15 protein-coding genes are annotated in these 19,104 nt (G+C 67.4%); 9 read left to right on the top strand and 6 right to left on the bottom strand.

Translation table 11 applies throughout. The features are described 5' to 3' along the window. Positions 1–38 precede the first annotated feature (38 nt). Positions 39–464: a GlcG/HbpS family heme-binding protein gene (locus MXB90_RS05055; protein WP_250041884.1), complete on the bottom strand. Its 426-nt coding sequence runs from the start codon at positions 462–464 to the stop codon at positions 39–41. A gap of 1 nt (position 465) precedes the next feature. Further along, entirely contained in the window at positions 466–2,622 is a 2,157-nt protein-coding gene (locus MXB90_RS05050) for a malate synthase G (RefSeq protein ID WP_250041882.1), read from the bottom strand. A 270-nt stretch (positions 2,623–2,892) separates the two neighbouring features. Here MXB90_RS05050 and pepN point away from each other — a divergent pair, with 270 nt between their 5' ends. The 3 genes from pepN (at position 2,893) to MXB90_RS05035 (ending at position 7,653) form a co-directional block, all read left to right on the top strand. Further along, complete coding sequence (gene pepN, locus MXB90_RS05045) at positions 2,893–5,451, top strand: aminopeptidase N (RefSeq protein ID WP_250041879.1); 2,559 nt, start codon at positions 2,893–2,895, stop codon at positions 5,449–5,451. A 209-nt stretch (positions 5,452–5,660) separates the two neighbouring features. Further along, on the top strand, positions 5,661–7,178 hold the full coding sequence (gene gatB, locus MXB90_RS05040) for an Asp-tRNA(Asn)/Glu-tRNA(Gln) amidotransferase subunit GatB (RefSeq protein WP_250041878.1): 1,518 nt from the start codon (positions 5,661–5,663) through the stop codon (positions 7,176–7,178). Between the two features lie 82 nt (positions 7,179–7,260). Next, positions 7,261–7,653, top strand: coding sequence for a DUF4177 domain-containing protein (locus MXB90_RS05035; protein WP_250041876.1), 393 nt, complete (start codon positions 7,261–7,263; stop codon positions 7,651–7,653). A gap of 3 nt (positions 7,654–7,656) precedes the next feature. Here MXB90_RS05035 and MXB90_RS05030 read toward each other — a convergent pair whose 3' ends face one another. Next, positions 7,657–7,911: a BolA family protein gene (locus MXB90_RS05030; RefSeq protein WP_250041874.1), complete on the bottom strand. Its 255-nt coding sequence runs from the start codon at positions 7,909–7,911 to the stop codon at positions 7,657–7,659. Positions 7,912–8,009: 98 nt separating this feature from the next. Between MXB90_RS05030 and MXB90_RS05025 the strand changes: the two genes are divergently transcribed. Next, positions 8,010–8,639: a J domain-containing protein gene (locus MXB90_RS05025; protein ID WP_250041872.1), complete on the top strand. Its 630-nt coding sequence runs from the start codon at positions 8,010–8,012 to the stop codon at positions 8,637–8,639. Between the two features lie 139 nt (positions 8,640–8,778). Here MXB90_RS05025 and MXB90_RS05020 read toward each other — a convergent pair whose 3' ends face one another. Then, positions 8,779–9,747 (bottom strand): DUF808 domain-containing protein, encoded by a 969-nt coding sequence (locus tag MXB90_RS05020; RefSeq protein WP_250041870.1) that lies wholly within the window; start codon positions 9,745–9,747, stop codon positions 8,779–8,781. 153 nt (positions 9,748–9,900) lie between these two features. Between MXB90_RS05020 and cobS the strand changes: the two genes are divergently transcribed. The 5 genes from cobS (at position 9,901) to MXB90_RS04995 (ending at position 16,516) form a co-directional block, all read left to right on the top strand. Next, positions 9,901–10,887, top strand: coding sequence for a cobaltochelatase subunit CobS (cobS, locus tag MXB90_RS05015; protein WP_250041920.1), 987 nt, complete (start codon positions 9,901–9,903; stop codon positions 10,885–10,887). Positions 10,888–10,890: 3 nt separating this feature from the next. Continuing rightward, on the top strand, positions 10,891–12,762 hold the full coding sequence (cobT, locus tag MXB90_RS05010) for a cobaltochelatase subunit CobT (protein WP_250041868.1): 1,872 nt from the start codon (positions 10,891–10,893) through the stop codon (positions 12,760–12,762). Continuing rightward, positions 12,762–14,570, top strand: coding sequence for an aminopeptidase P family protein (locus tag MXB90_RS05005; protein WP_250041862.1), 1,809 nt, complete (start codon positions 12,762–12,764; stop codon positions 14,568–14,570). Before cobT ends, MXB90_RS05005 begins: the two co-directional genes overlap by 1 nt. A gap of 126 nt (positions 14,571–14,696) precedes the next feature. Next, positions 14,697–16,127, top strand: coding sequence for an FAD-binding oxidoreductase (locus MXB90_RS05000; protein ID WP_250041861.1), 1,431 nt, complete (start codon positions 14,697–14,699; stop codon positions 16,125–16,127). Further along, positions 16,124–16,516, top strand: coding sequence for an SgcJ/EcaC family oxidoreductase (locus tag MXB90_RS04995; RefSeq protein WP_250041860.1), 393 nt, complete (start codon positions 16,124–16,126; stop codon positions 16,514–16,516). The genes MXB90_RS05000 and MXB90_RS04995 overlap by 4 nt, the downstream gene beginning before the upstream one ends. Positions 16,517–16,548: 32 nt before the next feature. Here MXB90_RS04995 and recN read toward each other — a convergent pair whose 3' ends face one another. Both recN and MXB90_RS04985 read right to left on the bottom strand, forming a co-directional pair. Continuing rightward, on the bottom strand, positions 16,549–18,198 hold the full coding sequence (gene recN / locus MXB90_RS04990) for a DNA repair protein RecN (RefSeq protein ID WP_250041859.1): 1,650 nt from the start codon (positions 18,196–18,198) through the stop codon (positions 16,549–16,551). A 24-nt stretch (positions 18,199–18,222) separates the two neighbouring features. Further along, a complete protein-coding gene (locus MXB90_RS04985) occupies positions 18,223–19,071 on the bottom strand; it encodes an outer membrane protein assembly factor BamD (RefSeq protein ID WP_250041858.1) in 849 nt (282 codons plus the stop codon). Positions 19,072–19,104: the final 33 nt, after the last annotated feature.

Below are 19,104 nucleotides of genomic sequence, written 5' to 3'. Positions count from 1 at the left end.
CTGCGCGCGGCATCATGAAATGCGACCGTCAGGGCAGATCAAGCCTCGCCTGCCAGCCCCGCCGCCTCGATCCCGGCCAGCGCCGCCGCGGCATCGTTGTCTGACGTATCGCCCGTGACGCCCACCGCGCCGATCACCGCGCCCGCGCCATCACGCACCAGAACCCCGCCCGGCACCGGCATCACCTGGCCGCCAAAGGCGCCGTTCACCGCCGCCATGAAATAGGCCTGCGATTCTGCCCGCGCCATCTGTGCCTTGCCGCCCATGCCCAGCATGATCGACCCATAGGCCTTGGCGCGCGCGATCTCGAACCGGCCGGGGCTGGCGCCATTGCCGCGTTCAAAGGCGATCGGGTGACCGCCCGCATCCAGCACCACGACCGACAGCGGCTTCCAGCCGGCTTCGCGGCCATGGGCCATTGCCACGTCGATGATCCGCTTGGCGGCTTCCAAAGTCAGTGCCATGTCAGTTCCCTTCCTTCACCTGGGCGCGGCGCTGGTGCAGCACCGGTTCGGTATAGCCCGAGGGCTGCACCCGCCCCAGGAACACCAGATCACAGGCCGCCTGGAAGGCCAAGCCGTCAAAGCCCGGCGCCATCGGCCGATAGGCCGGGTCACCCTCGTTCTGGCGGTCGACGACGGCGGCCATCTTGCGCATCGCCTCCATCACGCGGCCTTCGGTGACCACGCCATGATGCAGCCAGTTCGCCAGCGCCTGCGAGCTGATCCGGCAGGTCGCGCGATCTTCCATCAGGCCCACGTCATGGATGTCGAGCACCTTGGAACAGCCCACCCCCTGATCGACCCAGCGCACGACATAGCCCAGGATGCCCTGCGCGTTGTTCTCGACCTCATCGGTGATCTCGGCGTCGGAATAGTTCTTGCCGGTGGCCAGCGGGATCGTCAGCAGGTCATCCAGCCGCGCGGGGCGGTTCAGCGCCGCGATCTCGGCCTGGCGGGCCTTGACGTCGACCTTGTGGTAATGCGTGGCATGCAGCGTCGCCGCCGTCGGGCTGGGCACCCAGGCGCAGTTGGCGCCGGCGCGCGGATGGCCGATCTTGGCCTCCAGCATCTCGGCCATGCGGTCGGGCATCGCCCACATCCCCTTGCCAATCTGGGCTTTGCCCGCCAGCCCGCAGGCCAGGCCGATATCGACGTTGCGGTCTTCATAGGCGGAAATCCAGGGCTGCGATTTCATCTCGCCCTTGCGCAGCATCGGCCCGGCTTCCATCGAGGTGTGAATCTCATCCCCCGTCCGATCCAGGAAGCCGGTGTTGATAAAGGCCACGCGATGCTTGGCCGCGCGGATGCATTCCTTCAGGTTGGCGCTGGTGCGGCGTTCCTCATCCATGATGCCCAGCTTGACGGTGTAACGCGGCAGGCCCAGAACCGCCTCGACCCGGTCAAAGATTTCGCTGGCAAAGGCGACCTCTTCGGGGCCGTGCATCTTGGGTTTCACCACATAGACCGACCCGGTGGTGGAATTGCGCGCGCCCCCGGCCTTGCGCAGGTCATGCATGGCGCACAGCGTGGTGACCATCGCATCCATCAGCCCTTCGGGAATTTCGCGCCCCTCGGCATCCAGGATCGCGGGGTTGGTCATCAGATGGCCCACGTTGCGCACCAGCATCAGCGCGCGGCCCTTCAGCGTGACGGGCCCGCCATCGGGCGCAGTGAAGGCCAGATCGGGGGCCAGCGCCCTAGTAAAGGTCTTGCCGCCCTTTTCCACCTGTTCGGCCAGATCGCCCTTCATCAGGCCCAGCCAGTTGGAATAGGCCAGCACCTTGTCGGCGGCATCGACCGCGGCCACCGAATCCTCGCAATCCATGATCGAGGACAGCGCGGATTCAAGCCGGATATCCGCGATATGGGCGGGATCGGTGCGCCCGATCGGATGATCGGCGTTCACATCAACAATGATGTGCAGGTCGTTGTTCTTCAAAAGGATCGCGGTCGGCGCCTCTGCCGTGCCCTGATAGCCTGCGAATTGCGCGGGCGTCTTCAGCCCCGCTTCCCCCTGCGCGGTGACGACAAGCCCGCCATCGCGCACCGCAATCGCGGTCACATCGGCCCAGGACCCGCTGGCCAGCGGCGCGACCTCATCCAGGAAGGCCTTGGCCCAGGCAATCACCCGCGCCCCGCGCGCCGGATCAAAACCCCCGCCCGCGGGCAGATCGCCCAGCGCATCGGTGCCGTAAAGCGCATCATACAGGCTGCCCCAGCGCGCATTGGCGGCATTCAGCGCATAGCGCGCGTTCATGATCGGCACCACCAGCTGCGGGCCGCATTGGGTGGCGAATTCGGGATCGGTCGGGCCGGTTTCGATGGTGAAATCGGGGCCCTCGGGCAGCAGATAGCCGATCTCGGTCAGGAAGGCCTTGTAGGCGGCGGCATCATGCGGCTGGCCGCGCCGGGCCAGATGCCAGGCGTCGATCTGGGCCTGAATCTCTTCCCGCTTGGCCAGGAACGCCCGGTTCTTCGGCGCCAGATCGCGCACGATGTCCGAAAAGCCCTTCCAGAAGGCCCCGGCGCTGACCCCGGTGCCCGGAAGCGCCGCGGCTTCGATGAATTCGACCAGCTGCGGATCGACCGACAATGCCTCACGCGCGATACGTTCGCTCATGCTTGCTCTCCCGTTTCGGCCCCGATCCGGGGCGATTGCCGTACTCTAATGGCGGTTTGCGCAAAATCGGTCAAGATACTTTACCAGTTGGGCCGGGATTGCGCCGCGGATACCCGCCGGTCCGCCCGCATCATAGCGCAGCCCGCCGCCCGGCCCAAGCCAGGGCGCCACGCGGCGCGCGGGCGGTGCGGCGGTTGAACCCCGCCGATGATCGCCCTAACCTGCGCCGCCGCGACCCGGTTCGCCCGAACCACCCTGCAGGAGCCCTTGATGGACACCACCCCCGCCGCCCCGACCCGTCTGGCCGATTACGCGCCCTGGCCGTTCCGCCTGGATCAGGTCCATCTGCAGTTTCGCCTGCACCCCACGGCGACCCGCGTCCGCGCCCGGCTGCAGCTGGCGCCCCGGGGCAGCGGTCAGGCGATGGTGCTGGATGGCGAGGGGCTGCGCCTGATCTCGGCGGCGGTTGATGGCGTGCCGCTGACGCCGGCCGATTACCGGCTAACCGACACCGCCCTGACGATCCACCCCGCCGCCCTGCCCGATGTCCCCTTCACCCTGGAAACCGAGGTCGAGATCGCACCCGAGGGCAACACCGCGCTGGAAGGCCTGTATATGTCGCGCGGCATGTATTGCACCCAGTGCGAGGCCGAGGGCTTCCGCAAGATCACCTTCTACCCCGACCGCCCCGATGTGATGGCCCGCTTTCACGTGCGCATCGAAAGCGAGCTGCCGGTGCTTTTGTCGAACGGCAACCCGGTGGGGCAAGGCGCGGGATGGGCCGAATGGGACGACCCCTGGCCCAAGCCCGCCTATCTGTTCGCGCTGGTCGCGGGCGATCTGGTGGCGCAGTCCGACCGCTTCACCACGATGTCGGGGCGCGAGGTCGCGCTGAACATCTGGGTCCGCCCCGGCGATCAGGACCGCTGCGGTTTCGCGATGCAGGCGCTGAAACGGTCCATGCGCTGGGATGAAACCGCCTATGGCCGCGCATACGATCTGGACGTGTTCAACATCGTCGCCGTCGATGATTTCAACATGGGCGCGATGGAAAACAAGGGGCTGAACATCTTCAACTCGAAATGGGTTCTGGCCAGCCCCGAAACCGCGACAGACGCCGATTTCGAACGGATCGAGGGTATCATCGCGCATGAATATTTCCACAACTGGACCGGCAACCGCATCACCTGCCGCGACTGGTTCCAGCTGTGCCTGAAGGAAGGGCTGACGGTGTTCCGCGACCAGCAGTTCACCGCCGACATGCGCCTGGGCCCGGTCAAGCGGATCGAGGATGTGATGGCCCTGCGCGCCCGCCAGTTCCGCGAGGATCAGGGCCCGCTGGCCCATCCCGTCCGCCCCGAACATTATCGTGAGATCAACAATTTCTACACCGCCACCATCTATGAAAAGGGCGCCGAGGTGGTGGGCATGCTGAAACGTCTGGTGGGCGATGATGGCTATGCCCGGGCGCTTGACCTCTATTTTACCCGCCACGACGGGCAGGCCTGCACGATCGAAGACTGGCTGAAGGTCTTTGAGGATGCGACCGGCCGCGATCTGACCCAGTTCAAGCGTTGGTATACCGATGCCGGCACCCCGCGCCTGCGCGTGACCGAGGATTGGGCCGATGGCACCTATACCCTGACCTTCACGCAATCCACGCCCCCCACGCCCGGCCAGCCCGACAAGCCCCCGCGCGTGATCCCGATTGCCGTCGGGTTGCTCTCGCCCAACGGGGACGAGATGATGCCGACGCAGGTTCTGGAAATGACCGAAGGCCGACAAAGTTTCACCTTCCCCGGCCTTGGCGCGCGCCCGGTGCCGTCAATCCTGCGGGGCTTTTCGGCCCCCGTGGTGCTGGACCGCGACACAGATCCGGCCGAACAGGCCTTTCTGCTGGCCCATGACACCGACCCCTTCAACCGCTGGGAAGCGGGCCGCGGCCTTGCGCGCCGGGCGCTGATGGCGATGGCCACGGGCGACGCGCCCGACCCGGCGCATCTTGATGCCGTGGGCCATGTGCTGGGCGATGAAACCGCCGATCCCGCCTTCCGCGCGCTGGTGCTGCGCCTGCCCGGCGCCGAGGAAATCGCCCAGGCCCTGCATGAGGCGGGCCAGACCCCCGACCCCGATGCGATCCACACCGCGCGCCTGGCCCTGGCCCGCGCGCTGGCCGACCGGCATGAGCCGCTGCTGGATCGGATCTATCGGCAGATGGAGGTGCCCGGCCCCTATTCGCCCGAGGCCGCCCCCGCGGGCCAACGCGCGCTGCGACTGGCCTGCCTGTCGCTGCTGTCGCGCCGCGACGACGGCGCGCGGGCGCAGTCGCTGTTCGCCCAGGCCCGCAACATGACCGAGTCGCTGGGCGCGCTAACCTGCCTGATCGAGGCGGGCCGCGGCGCCGAGGCGCTTGCCGCCTTCCGCAGACGATGGGAAAGCGACCGGCTGGTCATGGACAAATGGTTCATGGTGCAACTGGCCCATTGCCCGCCAGAAAAGGCCCCGGAACTGGCCGCAACGCTGGCCCGCGACCCTGCCTTCGACTGGAAGAACCCCAACCGCTTCCGCGCGTTGCTGGGCGGGCTTGCGGCCAACCACGCAGGCTTTCACCACGCCTCGGGCGCGGGATATGCCTTCTATGCCGACTGGCTGATCCGGCTGGATCCGGTGAACCCGCAAACCGCCGCGCGCATGTCCACCGCCTTTGAAACCTGGGCGCGCCATGACGCATCGCGCCGCGCGCTGGCCCGCGCCGCGCTGACCCGCATCGCCGCCACCCCGGACCTGAGCCGCGATCTGCGGGAAATGACCGTGCGGCTTCTGGGGTGAACGGACACACGCGGCCCGCGCCGGGGGCGCTGCCCCCGGACCCCCGAGGTATTTGCGGCAAGATGAAAGCGCATGGGCTTCTTCTTGGCAAAAATACTCAGGCTCCGCGGCCAGCCCGGGGAACCGGCGCCGGAGGTCTTTCCCGAAGGCTTGCCCCGCCCGCGCCCCTGGCCTAGAAGGCGAAAGCCCGCCAAGGAAGGACGTGACCCATGCTTGATCATCTTGCCTACAAAGCCCCCGAACCCAAAGTGATCGCCGGCGCCAAGGCCGATTGGGAACTGGTGATCGGCCTTGAGGTCCATGCGCAGGTCGCCTCGAACGCCAAGCTGTTTTCGGGCGCCTCGACCACCTTCGGGGCAGAGCCGAATTCCAACGTCGCCTTCGTCGATGCCGCGATGCCCGGGATGCTGCCGGTCATCAACGAATTCTGCGTGGCCCAGGCGGTGCGCACCGGGCTGGGGCTGAAGGCGCAGATCAATCTGACCTCGGCCTTTGACCGCAAGAACTATTTCTACCCCGACCTGCCGCAGGGCTATCAGATCAGCCAGCTTTACCACCCTATCGTGGGCGAGGGCGAGATCATCGTGGACATGGGCCCGGGCGTGGCGCGCCGTGTGCGGATCGAGCGTATCCACCTGGAACAGGACGCGGGCAAGTCGATCCACGACATGGACCCGAACATGTCCTTCGTCGACCTCAACCGCACGGGCGTCGCGCTGATGGAGATCGTCAGCCGCCCCGACATCCGTGGCCCCGAGGAAGCCGCCGCCTATGTGGCAAAGCTGCGCCAGATCCTGCGCTACCTTGGCACCTGCGATGGCAACATGCAAAACGGCAACCTGCGCTGCGATGTCAACGTCTCGGTCTGCCGCCCCGGCGCCTATGAACGCTGGCAGGAAACCGGCGATTTCGGCCATCTGGGCACGCGCTGCGAGATCAAGAACATGAACTCGATGCGCTTCATCCAGCAGGCGATCGAATATGAAGCCCGCCGCCAGATCGCCATTGTCGAGGATGGCGGCACCGTGGTGCAGGAAACGCGCCTGTATGACCCCGACAAGGGCGAAACGCGCAGCATGCGGTCCAAGGAAGAGGCGCATGACTATCGCTACTTCCCCTGCCCTGACCTGCTGCCGCTGGAAATCGAACAGGCCTGGGTCGATGACATCGCCGCCTCGATGCCCGAACTGCCCGATGAAAAGAAGGCGCGGTTCGTCAGCGATCTGGGGCTTTCGGAATATGACGCGGGTGTTCTGACCGCCGAGGTCGAGAATGCCGACTTCTTCGAAGCGGTCGTGGCAGCCTGTGGCGATGGCAAGCTGGCGGCGAACTGGGTCATCAATGAACTGTTCGGCCGACTGAAGAAGGAAGGCCATGAAATCGGCGACAGCCCCGTGACGCCCGCGCAACTGGGCGGCATCATCGCGCTGATCAAGGCGGGCGACATTTCGGGCAAGATTGCCAAGGATCTGTTTGAAATCGTCTGGACCGAAGGCGGCGACCCGGCGGCCATCGTCGAGGCGCGCGGCATGAAGCAGGTCACCGACCTGTCCGCGATCGAGAAGGCGGTGGATGACATCATCGCCGCCAACCCCGCGCAGGTGGAAAAGGCCAAGGCCAACCCGAAACTGGCAGGCTGGTTCACCGGCCAGGTGATCAAGGCCTCGGGCGGCAAGGCCAATCCGGCGGCGGTGAACGAAATCGTGGCGAAGAAGCTGGGGCTGTAACGGCCCCAGTCCCGGCTCACCGCATCGTCAATTGACCGCGGGGCGGGCCCGGTTAGAACGGCCCGGAACAAGAGGTGTGCCGATGCAGCAATATGAATACCGGGTGATCCCGGCCCCCGCGAAGGGTGAAAAGGACCGTGGCCTGAAGACCGGGGCGGAACGCTTTGCCCATGCCCTGGCCCGCGCGATGAACGACATGGCGCGCGAGGGCTGGGAATATCTGCGCGCCGATACCCTGCCGGCCGAGGAACGCAGCGGCCTGACCTCGAAGACCACGGTCTATCACAACCTTCTGGTGTTCCGCCGCGCGGTTGCAGCGGGGGCAGACCTGGGCCTGGCGCTGCCCGCCCCCGAGCGGGCCGAGGCGCCCCCGGCAGAAGGGACATCAGACGAACCCAAGGCCCGCCGTCTGCTGGCCGAAACGCCCGAAGGCGCCGCCCCGCGGCTGGGCCCGGCCGCGGCCAGCGGGGCGTAGGCGCTAATCCTCAATCTCCAGCGCCAGCGCGTGGATGCGGGCCAGCAGCTCCGGCCCCAGCGCCGCATGGATCGCCCGGTGCCGCGCCAGCCGCGACATCGGCGCAAAGGCGGCAGCGGCGATGCGCACCCGGAAGTGGCTTTCCCCCTCGGGCCGGGCGCCGGCATGGCCCGCATGGCGCGCGCTTTCATCGATCACCTCCAGCCTGTCGGGCTGGAATTGCGCAAGCCGCGCCCTTATCTCATCCACCACCGGCATTTTTCCGCCACGCCCCCTTTCGCCCCCCGTGAAAACCCCTAAACTCTGTGGCCCGAGTCGCACCGGCTGGTCAACAGGCCCGGCACAAGAGACGCATGATGAGCAGAAACGACCCCTTCGGATTCGATATCTCCGCCGCCTCCGACAAGAAGCGCCGCCAGAAGGGCAAGCGCGGGATGTCGGGCGCGTTCGACACCTCGACCCGCGTCTGCGACAAGGAAGGCTGCAATGAGCCCGGCCAGTATCGCGCGCCCAAAAGCCCCAAGGTGCTGGATGACTACTACTGGTTCTGCAAGGATCATGTGCGCGAATACAACCTGAACTGGAACTATTTCCAGGGCCAGTCCGAGGCGGAATTCCAGGCCTTTCTCGACAATGCCACGGTCTGGGAACGGCCCACCCGCCCCTTCAACCGCGCCAATGACGAAGCGCGCGGCTGGGCGCGGCACGGCATTTCCGACCCGATGGAAATACTGGGCGCCAATGCCACGCAAAACCCGGGCCGCCAGGTCGTGGGGCGCAAACTGCCGCCCACCGAACGGCGCGCGCTGGATATCCTGGATGCCAGGGACAGCATGACCAAGCCTGAGATCCGCAAGCTTTACAAGGCGCTGATCAAGGTGTTGCACCCCGACATGAACGGCGGCGACCGCAGCCAGGAAGAGATGCTGCAACAGGTCGTCTGGGCCTGGGATCAGATCAAGGACAGCCGCAACTTCAAGGACTGACCCGGGCAGGCCCGGGCCGGATCACGCCCCCTGCCGGGCCGCTTCTTCTTGGCGAAAATACTCCGGGGGTGAATGCGCCACCGCGCCATGCGGGGGCGCAGTGGGGGCAGCGCTCCCCCTCCTGTCTTCTGCCCCCCGCTCAGGCCCGGCCGAACCGCCCGCGCGCCGCGCGGATCGCCGGGTTGATCAGCCGCGCCACGACCGGGATCAGCCCCAGCCCCAGCGCCAGGCCGAAGATGCCGTCGAACAGCGCGGTAACCGCCCAGGCCACCGCGCCGGGCGCGCGGCCCAGGGCCGCAGCGGCCGCCTCGGCCTGATGATGGATCCAGTCATAGGGCCCGGGCCAGCCAAGCCCGGCCAGCCCGTGCAGCACGATGGACCCTCCGACCCAGATCATCGCCGCCGTGCCCACCACCATCAGCGCCTTCATGAAATGGGGCATGAAGGCGACGATGCCGCGCCCCAGCGCGCGGGTCGGCGCCAGCCGCCCGACGCGCGCCAGCCACAGCCCGACATCATCGGCCTTCACGATCAGCGCCACGCCGCCATAGACCGCCACGGTGATGCCCACCGCCACCACCGCCAGCGTCACCGCCTGCATCACCACCCCCTGCGCGGGCAGCGCCGCCAGTGCGATGGTCATGATCTCGGCCGACAGGATGAAATCGGTCTTGACCGCGCCCGCGACCTTTTCCGCCTCAAGGTGCAGCGGGTCGCCCACCGGGTCCACATGGCCATCGGCATGGGGCGTATGGGGGTGGAACAGATGCCAGACCTTTTCCGCCCCCTCAAAGCACAGATAGCCCCCGCCCAGCATCAAAAGCGGCGTGATCGCCCAGGGCGCGAAGGCCGACAGCAACAGCGCCGCCGGCAGCAGGATCAGCAGCTTGTTGCGGATCGAGCCCAGCGCGATCTTGCCCACGATCGGCAATTCACGCGCCGGCGCAAAGCCATGCACATATTTCGGCGTCACCGCGGCATCGTCGATGACCGCGCCCGCGGCCTTGGCGCCTGCCTTGGCGGCCTGCCCCGCCACATCATCGATACTTGCCGCCGCGACCTTGGCGATGCCCGCCACGTCATCCAACAACGCCAGAAGGCCGCTCATGCCCTGTCTCCTGATAGGTTGCTGCGCAAGCCTAGCCCGGGCGCGCAGACGCGGCAATCCACCGCCTTCCCCTTGCACGCCCGGGCGATATGATCCACAACTTTCCCAGGCCGCCCGATCGGGGCGCGCGTGCGAAAGACAACCCGGATAGAATTGGCGGACGGCATGCTGGATCACAACGCGAAACCCACCGAAGACATCTCCGTAAGGGACATTTTCGGGATCGATACCGAAATGAAGGTGAAGGGCTTTGCCGAACGCACCGATCGCGTGCCGGAACTTGACCCGACCTACAAATTCGACCCCGATACCACGCTGGCCATCCTGGCAGGCTTTGCCTACAACCGCCGCGTGATGATCCAGGGCTATCACGGCACCGGCAAATCCACCCATATCGAACAGGTCGCCGCCCGGCTGAACTGGCCCTGCGTGCGGGTGAACCTGGACAGCCACATCAGCCGGATCGACCTGATCGGCAAGGATGCGATCAAGCTGCGCGACGGCAAGCAGGTGACCGAATTCCACGAAGGCATCCTGCCTTGGGCGCTGCGCAACCCCGTCGCGATCGTGTTCGATGAATATGACGCGGGCCGCCCCGACGTGATGTTCGTGATCCAGCGCGTTCTGGAACATGACGGCAAGCTGACGTTGCTGGACCAGAATGAAATCATCACCCCCAACCCGTTCTTCCGCCTGTTTGCCACGGCCAACACGGTGGGCCTTGGCGACACGACGGGGCTCTATCACGGGGTGCAGCAGATCAACCAGGCGCAGATGGACCGCTGGAGCCTGGTGGCCACGCTGAACTATCTGTCGCATGACGCGGAAACCGCGATCGTTCTGGCCAAGAACCCGCATTACAACACCGAAAAGGGCCGCAAGACGATCAGCCAGATGGTGCATGTCGCCGATCTGACGCGCACCGCCTTCATGAACGGCGATCTGTCCACGGTCATGTCGCCGCGCACGGTGATCACCTGGGCGCAGAACGCGGAAATCTTCCGCAATGTGGGCTATGCCTTCCGGCTGACCTTCCTGAACAAATGCGACGAGCTGGAACGCCAGACGGTCGCCGAATTCTACCAGCGCCTCTTTGATGAGGAGCTTCCCGAAAGTGCTGCGGCCCAGGCGATACGGTAAGGCATGAAACCCTCCGACAACCCTGCAGATCCGTTCAAGAAGGCGCTGGCCGAGGCGACCAAGACGCTGGCCGATGATGCCGATCTGACGGTCACCTTCTCGGTCGATCCTTCGGGGATCGCTGGCGATACGATGCGCCTGCCGCAGGTCAGCCGCCGCATGTCGCGCGAAGAGGTGTTGCTGGCGCGCGGCACGGGCGATGCGCTGGCGCTGCGCAGGCGCCATCACGATGCGGGCACCTTCGCGCGTTACAACCCCGCGGGACCGATGGCCCGCGATCTGTATGAGGCGATGGAAACCGCCCGCTGCGAGGCCCTGGGCGCGCGCGACATGCCCGGCACGCTGACCAATATCGACGCCAAGATCGCGCATGAGGCCGAGCGCAAGGGCTATGGCCAGATCCGCAGCCGGGAAGAGGCGTCACTTGCGGTTGCCGCGGGCTACATGGTGCGCGAACTGGCAACCGGGCGCAAACTGCCCACGGCGGCGAACCATGTGCTGGACCTGTGGCGCCCCTTCATCGAGGAATCGACCGCCGATGATCTGGGCGATGTGAACGCGGTCCTGGCCGATCAGGCGGCCTTTGCGCGGATGGCGCGCCGGGTGATTGCCGATCTGGGCTATGCCGATCAGCTGGGCGAAGACCCCGACGCCGATCAGCCCGACGACGGCGCAGAGGACGAGGCCGAACAGGAAGAAGAAGCCGGCGACAACCAGGCCCGCGACGAGGCCCAGGACGAAGACGAGGCATCCACCGAAAGCAGCCAGGACGAAACCCAGGAGCAAAGCCAGACCACCGTCAGCATGGACGACCTTGCCGATCAAGAGATGGGCGAAGAGGTCGAGATGCCCGAGGCCGAGGCGCCGCTGGAACCGCCCCCGCCCGCGCCCTATTCCGCCGCCGATCCGAACTATCAGGTCTATACCACCGATTTCGATGAAGAAATCCGCGCCGAGGATCTGGCCGAACCGGCCGAGCTGGAACGGCTGCGCGCCTATCTGGACCAGCAGCTGGAACCGCTGAAGGGCGCGGTCAGCCGGCTGGCCAACAAGCTACAGCGCCGGCTTCAGGCGCAACAGAACCGCAGCTGGGAATTCGACCGCGAGGAAGGCATCCTGGATGTGGCGCGCCTGGCGCGTGTGGTGGCCACGCCCACCACGCCGCTGTCGTTCAAGGTGGAAAAGGATACCGAATTCCGCGACACGGTGGTGACGCTGCTGCTGGACAATTCCGGATCGATGCGGGGCCGGCCGATTTCCATCGCGGCGATCTGCGCCGATGTGTTGGCGCGCACGCTGGAACGCTGCTCGGTCAAGGTGGAAATCCTGGGCTTTACCACGCGCGCCTGGAAGGGCGGGCAAAGCCGGGAAAAATGGCTCAATTCCGGGCGCCCGCAACAGCCGGGGCGGCTGAATGACCTGCGCCACATCATCTACAAATCCGCCGACGCGCCCTGGCGGCGGGTGCGCGACAATCTGGGCCTGATGATGAAGGAAGGCCTGCTGAAGGAAAACATCGACGGCGAGGCGCTGGAATGGGCGCATCGGCGCATGCTGGGCCGGCGCGAGGCGCGCAAGATCCTGATGGTGATTTCCGATGGCGCGCCGGTCGATGATTCCACGCTGTCGGTCAATGCCGCGAATTATCTGGAAAAGCACCTGCGCGACGTGATCGCGATGGTCGAAAAGCGCCGCGCGGTAGAGCTGATCGCGATCGGCATCGGCCATGACGTGACGCGCTATTACCAGCATGCGGTGACCATCACCGATGTCGAACAGCTGGCCGGGGCGATGACCGAACAGCTGGCGGGCCTGTTCGATTCCGACCCGCGCGCACGGGCCCGGCTGATGGGCATCGCCAAGGCAGCACGCTGATGTATCAGGATTTCGCGGTCCGTTCACGCCCCTCGGATGGGCCGCCCCGGCTTGCGGCGCTGCGCGCGGTGCTGGCCGAGCAAGGGCTTGCGGGGTTCATCGTGCCGCGTGCCGATGCCCATCAGGGCGAATATGTCGCCCCGCGGGACGCGCGGTTGGCCTGGCTGACGGGATTTACCGGATCGGCCGGGTTCTGCATCGCGCTGATGGATCGCGCGGGCGTCTTCGTCGATGGCCGCTACCGCGTGCAGGTCCGGGCCGAGGTCGATTGCGCCACCTTCACCCCCGTCAACTGGCCCGAGGTCAAGCCCGGCCCCTGGCTGGCCGCGGCCCTGCCCGCGGGCGGTCGCGTGGGCTTTGACCCCTGGCTGCACACCCGCAAGGACATCGACGATCTGCAGGCCGCGCTGGCCGGCAGCGGGGTGGACCTTGTGCCCCTCGCGCGCAACCCGGTCGATGCGATCTGGCCCGACCAGCCCGCCCCGCCCGCCGCCCCGGCCCGCATCCATCCGCCCGAATTCGCGGGCGAGGACAGCGCCACCAAGCGCGCCCGCCTGGCGGGCGGGCTGCGCCAGCGCGGCGCGCGCGCGGCGGTGATCACGCTGACGGATTCGCTTTGCTGGCTGCTGAACATCCGCGGCGCCGACATTCCGCGCAATCCGGTGGTGCAGGGCTTTGCGATCCTGCATGACACCGGCCATCTGACCCTGTTTGCCGAGGCCGCAAAATTCGCGCGCGCCCTGCTGGACCATCTGGGCCCCGATGTCACCCTGCGCCCGGTCGCGGCCTTCGCCCCCGCGCTGCGCAGCCTGCCCGGCCCGGTGCAGGTCGACCCGGCCAGCGCGCCGCTGCAGGTGGGGCGCGAACTGGGCGAACAGGGTATCGAGATCTTGTGGGCCGATGACCCCTGCATCCTGCCCAAGGCGATCAAGACCCCCGCCGAAATCGCCGGAATGGAAGCCGCGCATCACCGTGACGCGGTGGCAATGGTCGAATTCCTGGCCTGGCTGGATGCCGAGGGGCCGAAGGGCGGGCTGGATGAAATCGCCGTGGTCACCGCGCTGGAGGGCTTTCGCCGCGCGTCCAATGCGCTGACCGAAATCAGCTTTGACACGATCTGCGGCGCGGGCCCCAATGGCGCCATCGTCCATTACCGCGTGACCGAGGCGACGAACCGCCCCGTCCGCCCCGGTGAAATCCTGCTGGTCGATTCCGGCGGGCAATATGTGGACGGCACCACCGACATCACCCGCACCATCGCCGTTGGTCCCGTGCCTGACGATGCCTGCGCCCCCTTTACCCGTGTGTTGCAGGGCATGATCGCCATATCGCGCGCGCGTTGGCCCCGGGGCCTGGCCGGGCGCGATCTGGACGCGTTGGCGCGCATCGCCCTGTGGCGCGCGGACCAGGATTACGATCACGGCACCGGCCACGGGGTGGGCGCGGCGCTTTGCGTGCACGAAGGCCCCGCGCGGCTGTCGCGGATATCGGATGTGGCCTTGCAGCCGGGCATGATCTTGTCAAACGAACCGGGCTATTACCGCGAAGGCGCCTTTGGCATCCGGATCGAGAACCTTGTTCTGGTGGAACAGGCCCCGCCCCTGCCCGGCGCCGATGACCGGGCGATGCTGACATTCGCGACGCTGACCTGGGTGCCGATCGACCGCCGGCTGATCCTGGCCGAGATGCTGGCCCCGGATGAACGCGCCTGGCTGAACGACTATCACGCCCAGGTCCTGCACCGGATCGGACCGACCGTGTCGCCCGCCGCACGGGCCTGGCTGGCAACCGCCTGCGCGCCGATCTGATCCGCCCGTTCGCCTGCGCCACGCCACCGCGGGCGGGAAGGCGCCCGCCCGCCGTCAGGGGGCTTTTCCCGGCCCGTTTGCTGACCTAGGAAGGGGCAGAAGCGCACCGCCGAAGGATCGCCCAGGATGCCCCATGATGCCGCCATTGCCGCCCTGCAGGCCCTGCTTGGGCCGCGCCTTAGCGTCACCCGCGCCGAGCGCGACCTGCATGGCGCATCCGAGGCCTGGTATCCGCCGACCCCGCCCGATGCGGTCGCCTGGCCCGAAACCACCGCCGAGGTGGCGCAGATCGTGCGCATCTGCGCGGCCCATGGCATGCCGATCGTGCCCTGGGGCGCGGGCACATCCCTGGAAGGGCATGCGCTGGCGGTTCAGGGCGGGCTTTGCCTTGACATGGGCCGGATGAACCGCGTGCTTGAAATCCGCCCTGAGGATATGCTGGCCGTGGTGCAACCCGGCCTGACGCGTGAGGCGCTGAATGAGGAACTGCGCGCCACCGGCCTGTTCTTTCCGGTCGATCCGGGCGCCAATGCCAGCCTTGGGGGCATGGCGGCGACCCGCGCCTCGGGGACGACGACGGTGCGCTATGGATCGATGCGCGCCAATGTCGCCGCGCTGGAGGTGGTTCTGGCCGATGGCCGCATCATCCGCACCGGCAGCGCTGCGGCCAAATCCGCCGCGGGCTATGACCTGACCGCGCTGATGCTGGGGTCGGAAGGGACGCTGGGCATCATCACCGAACTGACGCTGCGCCTGCATGGCCAGCCCGAGGCGATTTCCGCCGCGGTCTGCGCCTTTGACACGCTTGAGGCGGCGGTGCAGACGGTTATGGCCACGATCCAGCTGGGCATTCCGATGGCGCGCATCGAATTCGTCGATGAGACGATGGCGCGCGTCTTCAATGCCCATGCCGGCACCAGCCTGCCCGAAACGCCACATCTGCTGGTGGAATTCCACGGCTCGCCCGCGGGGGTGGCCGAACAGGCCGAACGCTTTGGCGAGGTGGTGGCGGAAATGGGCGGCGCGCATTTCGACTGGGCCACCACGCCCGAGGCGCGCGCGCGGCTGTGGAAGATGCGCCACGGCGCCTATACCGCGTGCCTGGCCGCGCGGCCGGGATCGATGGGTCTGGTGACCGACATCTGTGTGCCGATGTCGCGGCTGGCCGAGGCGGTGCGCGAAACCCGCGACGATATCGCCGCCGAAGGGCTGATCGGCCCGATCCTGGGCCATGTGGGCGATGGCAATTTCCATGCCGTCCTGCTGCTGGACCGGGGCAGCGACAGCGATCTGGCGCGGGCCAAGCGGCTGGCCGGTCGCATGGCCGAACGCGCGCTGCGCATGGGCGGCACGGTCACCGGCGAACATGGCGTGGGCCTTGGCAAACGCGCGCTGATGGCGGCTGAACATGGCCCCGCTTGGGCGGTGATGGGCGCGATCAAGGCCGCGCTTGACCCCGCCAATATCCTGAATCCGGGCAAGCTGGTGCCCGGACCTGATCTGCGCCCCGATCTGGCGCCCGATCTGGCCCCCACCCGTCCGGAGACCCTTGCATGACCCTGATGTCCACCCCCGCCGACCTGCCGCGCGCCTTTGCCCTGGCCTGGAGCGCGCGTGACGCCCACGCGCTGGCGGGCTTTTTCGCCCCGGATGCCGATTTCCTGAGCCTGACCGGCGCCGCCGCCGAAGGCGTGGACGAAATCACCGAGGTTCTGGCAGGCGAACTGGCCGGCGCCTTTGCCCGCGCGCGGCTGGTGACCGGCAAGACCAAGCTGCGCCCGCTGGGCCCGCATGCGGCGGTGCTGCTGCAGCGCTTCGTGCTGACGGGGATCGTGCATGCCGACGGGTCGGACGCGGGGCGGATCGGGGCCGTGCTGGCGGCGACGCTGGTGGCCAATGGCGCGGGCTGGGAAATCGTGGCGGCGCAATTCGTGGCCGAGGGCTGACCGGCCAGACGCCTGCCCGCCCCCCGGACGGATCAGCCCGTCAACAGCGCGCGGGCCGCGTCGCGCGCGGCCTCGCTGACCTCGGCGCCCGAAATCATCCGCGCGATTTCATCGACCCGCGCATCGGCGGCCAGCGGCACCACGGTGGACGTGGTCATGCCATCGGTCACGCGCTTTTCGACGCGCCAATGATGCCCGCCGCGCGCCGCCACCTGCGGGCTGTGCGTCACGACCAGAACCTGCGCCCCTTCGGCCAGACGCGCCAGACGCCGGCCCACCGCATCGGCGGTGGCCCCCCCCACGCCGCGGTCGATTTCGTCAAAGATCAGCACCAGCGCATCGGCCCCGCGCGCCAGAACCACCTTCAGCGCCAGCAAAAAGCGTGACAATTCCCCGCCCGAGGCGATCTTGTTCAAGGGCCCCGCCGGCGCGCCGGGGTTGGTGGCCACGGTAAAGGCCACCGCATCGCTGCCCTCGGGGCCGGGGTCGCCCGCGCTGATCGCCGTGGCAAAGACCGCCCGTTCCAGCTTGAGCGGCGCCAGTTCCGCCGCCATCGCCGCATCCAGCCGCCCCGCTGCCGCGCGCCGCGCCGCCCCCAGCTGCGCCGCCGCCGTATCATAGGCGGCCCCGGCGGCGGCCAGATCGGCCCGCAGCGCCCGGATGCCATCTTCGCCGCCATCCAGCGCCGCCAGCCGCGCGCGCAGGGTTTCGGCAAACCCGCCCAGATCGTCGGGCAAAACCCCATGCTTGCGCGCCAGCGCCCGGATCGCGAACAGACGTTCCTCGCAAGCCTCAAGCGCGCGGGGGTCAAAGGACAGGGCGTCGAGCGCCTCTTCGACGCCCTGCGCGGCATCGCCCAGTTCGATCAGCGCGCGTTCCAGCGCCGACAGCGGCGCATCCAGCCGGCCTTCGGCCTTTTCCGCAGCCCCCTGCAGCCAGCGATCGGCATCGCGCATCGCGCCCTCGGCGCCCTCGGGGCCCAGCATCTGCAGCGCGCGGGCCACATCGGTGCGGATGCGTTCGGCGCCCTGCATCAGGCGGCGCTGCGCGTCCAGCGTGCCTTCCTCACCGGGCTGGGGATCAAGCTGGTCCAGCTCGGCCACGGCATGGCGCAGGAAATCCTCCTCGCCCTTGACGGCGGCCAGCGCGGCCTCGGCGGCCTCCAGCTTGCGGGCGATTGCCGAGCGGCTGGCCCAGGCGGCGCGCACCTGCGCCAACAGATCTTCATGGCCCGCGAAAGCGTCCAGCATCGCGCGGTGCCCACGCGGGTTCAGCAAGCCGCCATCGTCGGATTGGCCGTGCAATTCCACCAGCGTCGCCGACAGCGCGCGCAGCACCTCGCCCGAAACGCGGCGGTCGTTGATGAAGGCGGTCTTGCGGCCATCGGCGCCATTCACCCGGCGCAGAATCAGCTCGGCCCCGCCGGGCAGCCCGGCCTCGGCCAGAACGGCATGGGCGGCATGACCGTCGGGCAGATCGAACACCGCCGTCACCTCACCCTGATCGGCGCCCTTGCGCACCAGTTCGGCCCGACCGCGCCAGCCCAGGACAAAGCCCAGACAATCCAGCAGGATCGACTTGCCCGCGCCGGTTTCCCCGGTCAACACGTTCAGCCCCGCCTGGAACCCAAGGTCCAGCCGGTCGATGATCAGCATGTCACGGATTTCAAGCGCGCGCAGCATCCCCGCCCCCGTCGCGACCCGCGATCAGAGCCACTCGCCCCGGATCACCTGGCGATAGACCCGCGCCAGCCAGCTGTCGCCCTTGGCCTCGGGTTCAAGGCCGCGGCGGGTCAGCAGGCGGTAGCTGTCTTCATAGAAGGGCGAGGACCGGAAGTTATGGCCCAGAATCGCGCCCGCGGTCTGCGCCTCTTCGGTGATGCCAAGCGCCAGATAGGCCTCAACCAGGCGGTGCAGCGCCTCGGGCGTGTGGGTGGTGGTCTGGAAATCCTCAACCACCACGCGGAAGCGATTGATCGCCGCCGTGTAATGCCCGCGTTTCAGGTAATAGCGCCCGATTTCCATTTCCTTCGCGGCCAGATGGTCGAAGGCCAGATCGAATTTCAGGATGGACGAACGCGCATATTCGCTGTCGGGATATTCCTCGATCACCGCGCGCAGCGCCTGCAGCGCCTGGAAGGTCAGGCCCTGATCGCGGCCAACCTCATCGATCTGGTCGTAATAGGACAGGGCCAGCAGGTATTTGGCATAGGCCGCATCCTCATCGCCGGGATAGGTGTCGATGAAACGCTGCGCGCTGGCGCGGGCGGCCTCATAATCCTTGGCCTTGTGCTGGGTGAAAGCCTGCATGATCAGCGCACGCTTGGCCCATTCCGAATAGGGATAAAGCCGCTCCACCTCGGAAAAATAACGAAGCGCGGATTCGGGACGGCGGGGGTTGCCCACCTCCAGCTCATATTCGCCGCGCTTGTAGATTTCCTCGGCGGTCAGGGATTCAAGCGAGGCTTCGCGCGCCGTGCCACCACCGCAGGCCGCAAGCACCCCCACAAGAACGAGACTTCCGACCAGTTGAGCCGCCGATCTGCCGCGCGCCATGTCCTGCCCTATCCCGTTTCTACCCTGATTCCA

This window comes from Phaeovulum molybdatiresistens (genome assembly GCF_023544865.1).
GTDB lineage: Bacteria > Pseudomonadota > Alphaproteobacteria > Rhodobacterales > Rhodobacteraceae > Pontitalea.
Note: the sequence above shows the minus strand (reverse complement) of the source record. Positions and strands in the feature narration are given on the sequence as shown.

What these genes read in the sequence shown, in the direction of transcription:
- MXB90_RS05055 (WP_250041884.1), bottom strand. Translation starts at nt 464, where the DNA reads ATGGCACTGACTTTGGAAGCCGCCAAGCGGATCATCGACGTGGCAATG.
- MXB90_RS05050 (WP_250041882.1), bottom strand. Translation starts at nt 2,622, where the DNA reads ATGAGCGAACGTATCGCGCGTGAGGCATTGTCGGTCGATCCGCAGCTG.
- pepN (WP_250041879.1), top strand. Translation starts at nt 2,893, where the DNA reads ATGGACACCACCCCCGCCGCCCCGACCCGTCTGGCCGATTACGCGCCC.
- gatB (WP_250041878.1), top strand. Translation starts at nt 5,661, where the DNA reads ATGCTTGATCATCTTGCCTACAAAGCCCCCGAACCCAAAGTGATCGCC.
- MXB90_RS05035 (WP_250041876.1), top strand. Translation starts at nt 7,261, where the DNA reads ATGCAGCAATATGAATACCGGGTGATCCCGGCCCCCGCGAAGGGTGAA.
- MXB90_RS05030 (WP_250041874.1), bottom strand. Translation starts at nt 7,911, where the DNA reads ATGCCGGTGGTGGATGAGATAAGGGCGCGGCTTGCGCAATTCCAGCCC.
- MXB90_RS05025 (WP_250041872.1), top strand. Translation starts at nt 8,010, where the DNA reads ATGAGCAGAAACGACCCCTTCGGATTCGATATCTCCGCCGCCTCCGAC.
- MXB90_RS05020 (WP_250041870.1), bottom strand. Translation starts at nt 9,747, where the DNA reads ATGAGCGGCCTTCTGGCGTTGTTGGATGACGTGGCGGGCATCGCCAAG.
- cobT (WP_250041868.1), top strand. Translation starts at nt 10,891, where the DNA reads ATGAAACCCTCCGACAACCCTGCAGATCCGTTCAAGAAGGCGCTGGCC.
- MXB90_RS05005 (WP_250041862.1), top strand. Translation starts at nt 12,762, where the DNA reads ATGTATCAGGATTTCGCGGTCCGTTCACGCCCCTCGGATGGGCCGCCC.
- MXB90_RS05000 (WP_250041861.1), top strand. Translation starts at nt 14,697, where the DNA reads ATGCCCCATGATGCCGCCATTGCCGCCCTGCAGGCCCTGCTTGGGCCG.
- MXB90_RS04995 (WP_250041860.1), top strand. Translation starts at nt 16,124, where the DNA reads ATGACCCTGATGTCCACCCCCGCCGACCTGCCGCGCGCCTTTGCCCTG.
- recN (WP_250041859.1), bottom strand. Translation starts at nt 18,198, where the DNA reads ATGCTGCGCGCGCTTGAAATCCGTGACATGCTGATCATCGACCGGCTG.
- MXB90_RS04985 (WP_250041858.1), bottom strand. Translation starts at nt 19,071, where the DNA reads ATGGCGCGCGGCAGATCGGCGGCTCAACTGGTCGGAAGTCTCGTTCTT.